This is a genomic window from Caulobacter sp. D5 (assembly GCF_003185805.1).
In the GTDB taxonomy this organism is placed as follows: domain Bacteria; phylum Pseudomonadota; class Alphaproteobacteria; order Caulobacterales; family Caulobacteraceae; genus Caulobacter.
Genome location: NZ_QHJY01000025.1, coordinates 1 through 11,547, shown reverse-complemented (window position 1 = coordinate 11,547; position 11,547 = coordinate 1). Strand labels below are relative to the sequence as shown.

The 11,547-nt window shown below is 68.1% G+C and carries 10 protein-coding genes and 1 pseudogene; 5 read left to right on the top strand and 6 right to left on the bottom strand.

What is annotated here, in order from left to right:
* Positions 1 to 250: 250 nt before the first annotated feature.
* A complete protein-coding gene (locus tag DMC18_RS02020; RefSeq protein ID WP_110119024.1) occupies positions 251 to 559 on the bottom strand; it encodes a hypothetical protein in 309 nt (102 codons plus the stop codon).
* A 122-nt stretch (positions 560 to 681) separates the two neighbouring features.
* On the opposite strand from DMC18_RS02020, the gene DMC18_RS02015 reads away from it, so the two are divergent.
* On the top strand, positions 682 to 1,119 hold the full coding sequence (locus tag DMC18_RS02015; protein WP_110119025.1) for a BLUF domain-containing protein: 438 nt from the start codon (positions 682 to 684) through the stop codon (positions 1,117 to 1,119).
* Positions 1,120 to 1,173: 54 nt separating this feature from the next.
* On the opposite strand, the gene clpA is transcribed toward DMC18_RS02015, so the two are convergent.
* From clpA to DMC18_RS01990, 5 genes are all read right to left on the bottom strand, one after another.
* Entirely contained in the window at positions 1,174 to 3,495 is a 2,322-nt protein-coding gene (gene clpA / locus DMC18_RS02010) for an ATP-dependent Clp protease ATP-binding subunit ClpA (RefSeq protein ID WP_110119026.1), read from the bottom strand.
* Positions 3,496 to 3,506: 11 nt separating this feature from the next.
* On the bottom strand, positions 3,507 to 3,836 hold the full coding sequence (gene clpS / locus DMC18_RS02005) for an ATP-dependent Clp protease adapter ClpS (protein ID WP_101715544.1): 330 nt from the start codon (positions 3,834 to 3,836) through the stop codon (positions 3,507 to 3,509).
* A 359-nt stretch (positions 3,837 to 4,195) separates the two neighbouring features.
* Entirely contained in the window at positions 4,196 to 4,990 is a 795-nt protein-coding gene (locus tag DMC18_RS02000; RefSeq protein WP_110119027.1) for an RNA methyltransferase, read from the bottom strand.
* A 5-nt stretch (positions 4,991 to 4,995) separates the two neighbouring features.
* Positions 4,996 to 5,907, bottom strand: coding sequence for a class I SAM-dependent methyltransferase (locus tag DMC18_RS01995; protein ID WP_110119028.1), 912 nt, complete (start codon positions 5,905 to 5,907; stop codon positions 4,996 to 4,998).
* A gap of 17 nt (positions 5,908 to 5,924) precedes the next feature.
* Positions 5,925 to 7,337, bottom strand: coding sequence for a glycosyltransferase family 2 protein (locus tag DMC18_RS01990; RefSeq protein WP_110132658.1), 1,413 nt, complete (start codon positions 7,335 to 7,337; stop codon positions 5,925 to 5,927).
* A 168-nt stretch (positions 7,338 to 7,505) separates the two neighbouring features.
* Here DMC18_RS01990 and DMC18_RS01985 point away from each other — a divergent pair, with 168 nt between their 5' ends.
* The 4 genes and pseudogenes from DMC18_RS01985 to DMC18_RS01970 all read left to right on the top strand — a co-directional run bounded on the left by DMC18_RS01985 (position 7,506) and on the right by DMC18_RS01970 (position 11,453).
* Positions 7,506 to 8,141, top strand: a complete 636-nt coding sequence (locus DMC18_RS01985) for a TetR/AcrR family transcriptional regulator (RefSeq protein ID WP_110119030.1) — start codon at positions 7,506 to 7,508, stop codon at positions 8,139 to 8,141.
* A 31-nt stretch (positions 8,142 to 8,172) separates the two neighbouring features.
* A pseudogene (locus DMC18_RS01980) lies at positions 8,173 to 8,319 on the top strand (hypothetical protein); the annotation flags it as partial.
* Positions 8,320 to 8,747: 428 nt separating this feature from the next.
* Complete coding sequence (locus DMC18_RS01975; protein WP_110119031.1) at positions 8,748 to 10,136, top strand: alginate export family protein; 1,389 nt, start codon at positions 8,748 to 8,750, stop codon at positions 10,134 to 10,136.
* Positions 10,137 to 10,151: 15 nt separating this feature from the next.
* Positions 10,152 to 11,453, top strand: coding sequence for a CmpA/NrtA family ABC transporter substrate-binding protein (locus tag DMC18_RS01970; RefSeq protein ID WP_110119032.1), 1,302 nt, complete (start codon positions 10,152 to 10,154; stop codon positions 11,451 to 11,453).
* The last annotated feature ends 94 nt before the right edge of the window (positions 11,454 to 11,547 follow it).

Sequence of the window (11,547 nt, the reverse complement as noted above, 5' to 3'; positions counted from 1 at the left end):
GCCTCTGCTCCCTTCCCCCTCGATGGGGGAAGGGCCGGGGTTGGGGGTGGCTGCGGCGGTCAGGTTTGAAAGACCGTGCGGGTGGACACGCCGTGTCACCCCCATCCCAACCCTTCCCCCATCAAGGGGGAAGGGCTCAAAAGCCCGGGTCCCCGCTTTCGCGGGGATTTACGGAGGGAGATTGCAGGCGCCGTCACCCTTCAATCTCCCCATGACGCGTACGCGCCTCGCCGTCGGGGCTCGGGCGGCTCTAGGGCAGCAGCTTGATCAGGGCGGTGGAGATCGACACCAGCACCGCCATGCCGCCCAGCAGCGCCCAGCCCTGAAGGCGGATCTTCTCGCTGAGGTCGGCGCGGATGCGGGCCTCGGTGAGGGCGAGGTCGCTCTTCAGCTCGCCCTTCACCGCCTGCAGTTCCGAGCGTGTCGCCAATTCGGAGATGTCGGGAAGCATCGTCGTCTGCTGGATCAGTTCCACGATCGCCTCGGCCGTACCTTCAGCGACCCCTGCTTCGCGCAGGCGCTTCGAGGCGCTCAGGGTGTCGAAGGGGACGGTGCTCACGTCCTCACGCTACGCGTTTGTTCTCGTTTTGTCTACAGCTGGCAGGCGAGCGAAGTGAACCTTTTAACGGTTCCGCGACTTTACCCTCCGGCCCAAGCTTCAGTAGTGGCCGAGGACCGTGAATGACCGACCCATTGGCCCGGCGCGGCCTCTATCGCCTGATCTACGCCAGCCGCGCGACCGATCCGGCCGGCTTGGACCAGACGCTGCCGGTCATCGTCGCCAGGTCGATCCAGAACAACCGCGTCGACGACGTCACCGGCTTTCTGGCGGCGGGGGAGGGGCGGTTCCTGCAGGTGCTGGAAGGGCCGGGCCAGGTGGTGGCCGAGGTCTATCAGCGCATCGGCCGCGACCCGCGCCACGACGAGATCGTGCTGATCGCCGACGGCCCGGCCGAGCGGCGGCTGTTCCGCGACTGGAACATGGGCCAGCGCCGGCTGGAGGCGGAAGACGCCTCGGCCCTGTCCGAGGTGGGGCTGGAGCACTTTACGCCGGCCGGCCTCGACGAGGAGCGGGCCTTGCGCCTGCTCACCGCACTTGGCGCGCGGCACCTCAGATAGAGAAAAAGGCCCGGATCGCTCCGGGCCTTTTCCGTATTCAGGCGACGCCTGGCCCTATTCGGCCAGGGCCGGCTCCTCGGCGTCGTCAGATTTGCCGGACTTGCCTTCCGAGGCGCTTTCGATCTCGAAGCCGATCTTGCCGTTCTCGAGCACCACCTTGACGTGGCCCCCGCGGATCAGGCGGCCGAACAGGATGTCGTCGGCCAGCGGCTTCTTGATGTGCTCCTGGATGACCCGGGCCAGCGGACGGGCGCCGTAGAGCTCGTCGAAGCCGTTCTTGGCCAGCCAGTCGGCGGCGTCGTCGGAGAGTTCGATCGTGATGTTGCGGTCGGCGAGTTGGGCCTCCAGCTGCATGACGAACTTCTGCACGACCTGGCGGATGATCTCCGGCGTCAGCGGCTTGAAGGCCACCGTCGCGTCCAGGCGGTTGCGGAACTCCGGCGTGAACAGGCGCTTGAGGGCGGCCTCTTCCTCGCCTTCGACCTTGGAGCGGCCGAAACCGATCGACTGCCGCTGGGCGTCGGAGGCGCCCGCGTTGGTGGTCATGATCAGGACCACGTTGCGGAAGTCGACCTTCTTGCCGTTGGAGTCGGTCAGCGTGCCGTGGTCCATGACCTGCAGCAGGATGTTGTAGATGTCGCTGTGGGCCTTCTCGATCTCGTCGAGCAGGACGACCGCGTGCGGGTGCTGGTCGACGGCGTCGGTCAGCTGGCCGCCCTGGTCATAGCCGACATAGCCGGGAGGGGCGCCGATCAGGCGGCTCACGGTATGGCGCTCCATGTACTCCGACATGTCGAAGCGGATCATCTCGATGCCGAGCGTCGAGGCCAGCTGCTTGGCGGCCTCGGTCTTGCCGACGCCGGTGGGGCCGCTGAACAGATAAGAGCCGATCGGCTTGTTCGGATCGCGCAGGCCCGCCCGCGCCAGCTTCATGGCGGAGGATAGTTGCAGGATCGCTTCGTCCTGGCCGAACACGGCGCGCTTCAGATCGGCCTCGAGTTCCTTGAGGGCCTCGGTGTCCGACTTGCTGACCGATTTGGGCGGGATGCGGGCGATCTTGGCGACGACGGCCTCGATCTCCTTGACCCCAATGGTCTTCTTGCGGCGGCTTTCCGGCAGCAGCATCTGACCCGCGCCCGCCTCGTCGATCACGTCGATCGCCTTGTCGGGCAGCTTGCGGTCGGTGATGTACTTGGCCGACAGCTCCACCGCGACCTTCAGGGCCTCGGCGGTGTACTTCAGCTTGTGGAAGTCCTCGTAGTAGGTCCTCAGGCCCTTGAGGATCTTGATGGTGTCTTCCACCGTCGGCTCGTTGACGTCGATCTTCTGGAAGCGGCGGACCAGGGCCCGATCCTTCTCGAAGTGCTGACGGAACTCCTTGTAGGTGGTCGAGCCCATGCAGCGCAGGGTGCCCGAGGCCAGGGCCGGCTTCAGCAGGTTGGAGGCGTCCATGGCCCCGCCGCTGGTGGCGCCGGCGCCGATGACGGTGTGGATCTCGTCGATGAACAGCACCGCGTTGGGGTGGTTCTCGAGTTCCTTGACCACCTGCTTGACGCGTTCCTCGAAGTCGCCGCGATAGCGGGTGCCGGCCAGCAGCGCGCCCATGTCGAGCGAGTAGATGGTGGCTTCCGCCAGGACTTCGGGGACCTGGTGGGTGATGATCTTGCGCGCCAGGCCTTCGGCGATGGCGGTCTTGCCGACGCCGGGGTCGCCGACGAGCAGCGGGTTGTTCTTGGTGCGGCGGCACAGGATCTGGATCGCGCGTTCCACTTCGTTCGCGCGGCCGATCAGCGGGTCGACCTTGCCCTGGCGGGCCTTTTCGTTGAGGTCGACGCAATAGGCCTCGAGGGCCTCGCCGCCGGTCTTGGTGTTGGGCTTTTCCTGGTCTTCCTCGACCGCGGTCGCGCCCTTGGCGGCCTTGGGCTCGGAAGCGCCGGCCTTCTTGGCGATGCCGTGGGCGATGAAGTTCACCGCGTCGTACCGCGTCATGTCCTGCTCCTGCAGGAAGTAGGCGGCGTGGCTCTCGCGTTCGGAGAAGATGGCGACCAGGACGTTGGCCCCGGTGACTTCCTCGCGGCCGGACGACTGGACGTGGATGACGGCGCGCTGGATGACGCGCTGGAAGCCCGCCGTGGGCTTGGCGTCTTCTTCGTCGTCGACCACCAGGGACGAGAGCTCGACGTCGAGATAATTGACCAGGCTCTTCTTGAGAGCGGTCAGGTCTACGTCGCAGGCTCGCATGACCCCGGCCGCGTCGTCATCGTCGGTGAGCGACAGCAGCAGGTGTTCGAGCGTGGCGTATTCGTGCTTTCGCTGGTTGGCGTAGGCCACCGCGCGGTGGAGGGATTCTTCGAGAGGACGCGAAAAAGAGGGCAAGGGGAGGCTCCTCAATCCTTTTCCATGGTGCACTGCAGCGGGTGCTGATGTCTGCGGGCTGAGTCGATCACTTGGGCGACCTTGGTCTCGGCGACTTCATAAGTGAAAACGCCGCAGACCCCGACACCGTTCTGGTGAACGTGCAACATAATCCTAGTCGCGTCTTCGCGCGACTTGTTGAAGAACCGTTCGAGCACGTAAACGACGAACTCCATAGGAGTGTAGTCGTCGTTAAGGATCAGTACGCGATACAACGAGGGCTTCTGCGTCTTCGGTTTCACTTCCGTGACGACCGAAGAGCCCGCGCCGTTATTTTGTCCGCCTTGCTTTCGCTCGGCCATCGACCGCTTTCTCCCGGCGGGCAAATCACCCGCCTTCATGAATTAGATATGGAAAAGCGGCGGCTTTGGAAGAGGCCGCCGCCCAACTGCGCCGCTTTAACACAGGGGCGCCGTCGAAATCGGCTTCACGTTTGGGAGAGCGGCGAAGGTGGCCCGAGCGTTCCCGCGGCGAGGCGGGGAAATGGTGTGCGGCGTGGTGTCGCGCAAGGGGGCAAGACCCTCTCCCCGAAGGGAGAGGTGTCGGCGAAGCCGACGGAGGGGGATGTGGCTCGTGCGCCAGCGGCCGTCTCGACGTCGGAGGAAATTTCCCCCTCCGGCCCTCCGGGCCACCTCCCCCTTCAGGGGGAGGGTCTCTGAAATCAGCCCGTCACCGTATAGATCATGATCCCGGTGGCCACCGACAGGTTCAGGCTGTCGGCGCGGCCGCGCATGGGGATCTTGACGTTGACGTCGCAGGCGGCGGCGAGTTCGGGCGGCAGGCCCTGCTGCTCGTTGCCCATCAGGATCAGCGACGGCTTCACGTAGTCGGCGCTCTTGTGGTCGACGGTGGCGGTCAGCAGGGTGCCGACCACGCTGCCGGGCCAGTCCTCGCGCCAGGCCAGGAACTCCTGCACGCTGGCCTTGGCGATCTTGACGGCGAAGACCGAGCCCATGGTCGCCCGCACGCCTTCCACCGAATAGGGATCGACGCAGTCGCCGACCAGGATGACGCCGCCGGCGCCGGCCGCGTCGGCCGTGCGGATGATGGTGCCGAGGTTGCCCGGATCGCGGACGGCCTGGAGCGCCACCCAGCAGTCGGCGCTCTGCGGCACGATCGCCGACAGCGGCGTGTAGACCTGGCGGAACACGCCGACCACGGCCTGCGGGTTGTCGCGGCGCGAGACCTTCTCGAGGATCTCGCGATTGACCTCGATGACCTCGCCGCCGGCGCTCGCGCAGGCCTTGGCGGCCTTCTGCAGCATCGGGTGGTCGGCCGCGTCGGGGCCGTACATCAGGATCTTCGGCGCGTGGCCGCAGTCGATGGCCTCGATGACGATCTTCAGGCCCTCGGCCAGGAACAGGCCGCTGTCCTCGCGCTCCTTGCGCATGTGCAGGGCGCGGACGGCCTTGACCGTGGCGTTGGTCAGGGAGGTGACGGTCTTGACGTTGCTCATGTCGCTCAGGCCTCCGACGACCAGCGGGCGAAGAACGACAGGCCGATCTGGCGGTCGCCCTTGTCTTCCACGAGGGACAACTCGCCCCAGTCGATGACGCCGGCCCGGCCTTCGAGCGCCTGGGCCAGCAGGCCCGACATCGCCGCGCCCGAGACCCTCGCTGCGTAAGCGTTCATCAGCAGGAAGTCGGCGTCTTCGGCCAAGAGTTGGGCGCAGTCGGCGGTCAGGGCCGGCAGGTCCTCGAACAGGCGCCAGACCTCGCCGTCGGGGCCGCGGCCGAACTTCGGCGGATCCAGGATGATGCCGTCATAGACGTTGCCACGGCGGACCTCGCGGGCGACGAAGCGGCGGGCGTCCTCGACGATCCAGCGGATCGGCTTTTCGGCGAGGCCGGCGAAGGCGGCGTTCTCGCGCGCGAAGCCGACCGACTTCTTGGAGGCGTCGACGTGGGTGACGTGGGCGCCGGCGGCGGCGCAGACCAGGCTGGCCACGCCGGTGTAGCCGAACAGGTTGAGGATCCGGGGCTGGCGGCCGCGGGCCTTGACGAAGGCGCGCACGCGCTCGTCCTGCCAGGCCCAGTTGGCGGCCTGCTCGGGGAAGAAGGCCAGGTGGCGGAACGGCGTGAACTGGCCGTGGAACTTCGCTTCGCCCCAGGCCAGGTCGAACTTCTCGATCGGCTTGCCGTGGAAGCGCCAACGGCCGGCTTCGTCCTCGTCGGACGGGTCGAACACGGCGTCGGCCTCGTCCCAGGCCTGGGCGGGCAGGCGCGGCTCCCAGAAGCACTGCGGCTCGGGGCGGACGACGGTGTAGCGGCCGTAGCGCTCCAGCTTCTTGCCGCGCCCGCTGTCGAGCAGGGCGTAGTCGGCCCAGCCGGCGGTGCGCATGACGATGGGAGAGGCGGCGATGGTCGGATGCATGGCCACGCCATACGCGCTCAGCCCAAGCGTCGTCCAGCCCGAGGCGCATGCGGGGTCTTGTCCCAGTGATGCGGACGCAGGACGAACTGGACCAGCGCATGGCAGCCGGCCCACCCTTGAGCCAGCCAGATCAGGGGCAGGCCCAGCAGGTCGAGCCACTTGGCCCGGCCGCCCGCGCGCCGACGGCCGACGACCGCGGCGATGGCCGAAGCGCTCCACGCATAGAAGAAGAGCACCAGGCCCGCGCCGTCGATCGCGGCCTGGCCGTCGGGCAGCAGGTCGAGCAGCAGCATCAGGAGCACCCAGGCGAAGATCGGCGCGTGCAGGTGCGTCGAGGCCAGCGACAAAACGAGCGTGAGGAAGAGCGCCAGGGCCACGCGCGGCCGGCGAACGGCGGGACCGCGCAGATGAACCGCCAGGGTCTGGAGGTGGCCCTTGATCCAGCGGGCCCGCTGCGGCCGCCAGGCCTTCCAACTGGTCGGGGCGGTCTCCAGCGTCGGCGGGGCGATGACGTCGAGGCCATAGCCGGCGGCGGCGAGGCGGAAGCCGACATCGGCGTCTTCGGTGACGTTGAAGGCGTCCCAGCCGCCGACGGCGTGCAGGGCCTCGACGCGGAAGTGGTTGCTGGTGCCGCCCAGCGGAAACGCCAGCCGCCAGCGGGCCAGGGCCGGCAGCAGCACCTCGAAATGGGCGGCGTATTCCTGCTGGAACTGGCGGGGCAGGAAGCCGGAGATGGCCGGGATCTCGATGCGCAGCGGCGCTTGCAGGCAGGCGAGGTCGGGCGGGCCGGCGGCGAAGCGGGCGGCGGCTTCGCGCAGTTGGCCGGGATCGGGGGCGTCTTCGGCGTCGTAGATCACCAGCAGCTCGCCGCGGGCGCGGCCCAGGGCGTGGTTGCAGGCGCGGGGCTTGGTCTTGGGCGCGCCGGGCGGAACGACCAGCACCTGGATGAAGGCCGGCAGGTCCAGGGCGTGGAAGGCGGCGATGGTCTCGACGTCGTCGGCCTCCAGCATGATCAGGGCCTGGAGGCGGTCGCGCGGATAGTCCAGGCGGTCGAGGCCGGCCGCCAGTTCGGCGGCGACCGAGGCTTCCTTGTAGAGCGGGGCGATCACCGTATAGGCGGGCAGCTCGGCCTCGGGCAGGGGCGGGACCGAAATCGGCCGGGACGGCGTGCAGGCCGCCACGAGCCGCAGCGAGGCCAGCAGGGCGAAGAGCGCCAGGCCCGTCCAGCCGAGCGCGGCCAGCGTGATCCCCGGCGCCAGCGCCGCGCTCGCGGCCAGAACGACGGCGACCAGGATCAGCGCGACGCCCTGGCCGGGGCTCAGCCGGCGATGCGCCCCGTCGGTGAGCGGCAGGGGCGCGACGAGCGGCGGATCGGCCAGGACGTGATGGTCCTGCTCCTCGACGTGCAGCCGCCGGTCTTCGCGCGCCATGTCGTTCCCCCACAACCAGGCCTGATCGGTGGGAGCGACTCGATTAACTCAACTATAAAGTGTCAAATGGAAAAATACGCGTTCTACGCAAAAGCTGCGGCGCGCTTGTCGGCCCTGGGTGATTCCCGTTTACTGTCAGATCGGGGAAGAGGGAGGAAGTACCGTATCGTGACCGTTGCGTTGAAGAAGCCGACCAGGTCCGCCCGCAAGCCGAAGGGCGACGGGCACATGCGCCGGGGCGAGATCCTGGCCGCCGCCGAGAAGATCTTCATCGCCGAGGGCTACGCCGGGGCGACGATCCGCAAGATCGCCGACGCCGTGGGCGTGTCCTCGACCGCGCTCTACATGCACTTCCGCGACAAGGACCAGATCCTGCTGGAGATCGGCCGCGAGGCCATCGAGCAGCTGCTGGCCATCAATGTCGCCCTGTCGCACGAGCCGGTCGACGCCGTGGAGAAGGTGCGGCGCATGCTCGACGCCTACATGCGCTTCGCCCTGGACAATCCCAACACCTACCAACTGGTGTTCTGCGGCTCGAGCGAGGCGATCTCGGTGGAGAAGCAGCAGGCCGTGTCCGACCTCGGCGACGCCTGCTTCGACGAGTTCAGCGGCCCGATCCGCGAAATCGCCGCCGCCGGCCGGCTGAAGACCGGCACCGCCGAGAGCGCCGCCCAGGTGCTGTGGGCGGCCTGCCACGGCATCGTCTCGCTGGTCATCACCAAGCCGAGCCGCAACTGGGCTCCGCACGAAGAGCTGATGCAGGTCACGCTCGACGGGGTGCTGCACGGGCTGATCGCGGAGTAGGGCTTCCTCTTTCGCGCCTCCATCTGATCGCCATCCCGGCCGCAGCGCAGCGGAGAGCCGGGACCCAGAGGCCGCCGCAATGCAGCGGCGACAGCCTTTCATGGTCGACCTGACCGCCGCGCCCAGTCCCCGGGGTCCCGGGTCTGCGGTCCGCTGCGCGGCCCTCCGCCCGGGATGACGAGGGGAGGATCGGGCGAATTGGGTCTGAAGCGCGCCAGCGTCGGCCCGACTCCACGTCTCCCTTCCGGTAACCGGATGCCTTCAAAGCCTTGTGTCGCCAGGGATTGGCGCGGGCGAGTCCTCGCCGGTCATCGTCCGTGAGGGGAGGGTGGCGCCTGGTTTCCGGGCGCCGCCCAAGCTTTGGGCGCCGTGCTGCTGCGCAGAAACAGGCGCCGCACCCGCGAAATGGTCGATAACGCCGGTTTTCAGATTGTCGGCGTCCCGACGGGGTGCGTCCCTGATGACGACACGCGGGGCAACGACGTCCTGCGAGGGTCCTTGAAGGACCTACGCCGACGACGGGGTCGGCGACTGTTTTGGACAACGACGTCCGGAGGGGGCTCACGCCCTCGCCGGGCGTTTTTTTTTGGCCTGAGGGGAAGAGGCATGAACACGAAGAGGGCCGGGCTCACGCTCGGCGCCGGGCTCGCAGCGCTGCTGTGGGCGACGGGAACCTGCGCCCAAACGACAGCCGCTCCGGAGCAGCCGGCGGCCACGGACACCGCTGCCGAACCGGTTGCTGAGCCCGCGCCGGAGCCGGCCGAACCGCCGCCTCCGCCCGCGCCGCCGCCGACGTTCAGCGACCAGGTCGCGGCCGGCAAGGTGATCCTGGAGGTCCGCGCCCGCTACGAAAGCGTCGACCAGGCCAACCTGGCCGACAAGGCCTCGGCTTTCACCGTCCGCACGCGTCTGGGCTGGGAGACCGCCGAGTTCCACGGTCTCAAGGGCCTGATCGAGTTCGAAGACGTCCGCCAGATCGGCGAGGAGCACTACGCGGTCAACGTGCCCGGCGCGACGACCGCCCCGCTGAACGGCGCCGACAAGGCCCGCTATCCGATCATCAACGATCCCGACGTCACCGAGCTGAACCGCGCCCAGGTGACCTGGACGCCCAGCGCGGCGCTGCAAGTCACCGCCGGCCGCCAGCGCATCCTGATCGACGACCAGCGCTTCGTCGGCGCGGTCGCCTGGCGCCAGGACGAACAGACCTTCGACGGCGTGCGCGCCGACTTCGCCCTGGGCCGCGTGAAGGGGACCTACGCCTACATCAACCACGTCAACCGGGTGCTGGGCGAGCTGAAGGACTGGGACAGCGACAGCCACCTGCTGAACGTCACCTGGTCGCCGGCCGAGGCGCTGCGCCTGCAAGGCTTCGTCTACGCGCTGGACTTCGGCAATTCGGCGATCAACTCGTCGATCACCAAGGGCGCCAAGGCCTCGGGCAAGACCTGGGTCGGGCTCTACCAGTTGGCCTACAACGCCACATTCGCCCGCCAGAGCGACTATCACGGCAACACGGCGGCCTATGACCTCGACTATGTCGGCGGCGACGTGGCCGGCACGTTCGACATCTACACCCTTAAGCTCTCCTACGAGTCGCTGGAAGGGAACGGCACGCGGGGCTTCACCACGCCGCTGGCCACCGCCCACGCCTTCAACGGCTGGTCGGACGCCTTCGTCACGGGGGGCGGCAACAAGGGCTTCGCCGACGGGCTGGAGGACCTGAACCTCAGCCTCAACGTCAAGCCGCGCTTCAAGCGGACCTGGTTCTTCAACAGCGACGTCGTGGTCCGCTACCACGACTTCAACGACCAGCGCACCGGCGCCGACCTGGGCAGCGAGTGGAACGTGCAGGTCACCGCGGCGATCACGCCCAAGCTCTCGGTGCAGCTGAAGTACGCCGACTTCACCCGCGAAACGACCGTGCCGGCCGGGACCCTGGCCCCGCCGGCCTCGCGGACCAAGGCCTGGTTCACCCTCGAATACAAGCTCTGAGACGGAACGCCGATCATGACCAAGACCGACAAGATCCTTTCGCAGGGCGCTTCCATGGGTGTTTCCCGGCGCACCGCCCTGATCGGGGCCGCCGCCACCATGGCCGCCGTCAAGGCCGCCTTCCCGGCCGGGGCCCACGCCGCCGGCGCGGGTCCGGAAACCGCCAAGGCGCGGCTGGGCTTCATCGCCCTGACCGACAGCTCGCCGGTGATCATCGCCAAGGAGCGCGGCTTCTTCGCCAAGCACGGCCTGCCCGACATCGAGGTGGTCAAGCAGGCCTCGTGGGCCGCCACCCGCGACAACCTGGTTCTGGGCTCGGGCGGCGGCGGCATCGACGGGGCGCACATCCTCTCGCCCATGCCGCTGCAGTTCAGCCTGGGCGTCCAGACCGGCGGCAAGCCGCTGCCGATGTACGTGCTGGCCAGGCTCAACACCAACGGCCAGGCGATCTCGGTCGGCAACGACCTGAAGGCCGTGAAGGTCGGGCTGCAGGCCGGCGGGGCCAAGGCCAAGTTCGCCCAGCTGAAGGCGGCCGGCAACATCGCCAAGATCGCCATGACCTTCCGGGGCGGCACCCACGACCTGTGGGTCCGCTACTGGCTGGCGGCGGCCGGCATCAATCCGGACATCGACGTCTCGACCATCGTCATCCCGCCGCCGCAGATGGTGGCCAACCTCAAGGCCGGCACCCAGGACGCCTTCTGCGTGGGCGAGCCGTGGAACGGCCAGACCGTCAACCAGAAGATCGGCTACACCGCCACGACCACCAGCGAGATCTGGATGAACCATCCGGAGAAGGCGCTGGGGATGCGGGCCGACTGGGTGGACAAGTATCCGCGCGCCGCCCAGGCCCTGACCGCCGCCGTGCTGGAAGCCCAGATGTGGTGCGACAAGCAGGCCAACAAGGCGGCCATGTGCTCGATCGTCTCGGGCCGGCAGTACATCAACGTGCCGATGGGCGACATCCTGCCCCGCCAGCAGGGCGTCATCGACTACGGCGACGGCCGCAAGGTCACCGGCTCGCCGCACGTCATGAAGTTCTGGGCCGACAACGCCAGCTTCCCGTTCAAGTCGCACGACCTGTGGTTCGTGACCGAGAACATCCGCTGGGGCGTGATCCCGCAGAACACCAACAAGCAGGCCCTGGTCAACAAGGTCAACCGCTCGGACATCTGGCGCGCGGCGGCCAAGGCCATCGGCCAGACCGGTCCCGCCGGCGACAGCCGCGGCCCCGAGAAGTTCTTCGACGGCAAGGTGTTCGATCCGGCCAATCCGGGCGCGTACCTCGCCAGCCAACCCATCAAGAAGCTCGCCTGAGAAAGGCCAGAGGGGAGGAAAGCTCATGACCTATCCCAAGCCCGTCTTCGCCGAGGCCGCGCCTGTCGCGGCCCCGGTGACGGCCCAAGGAGCG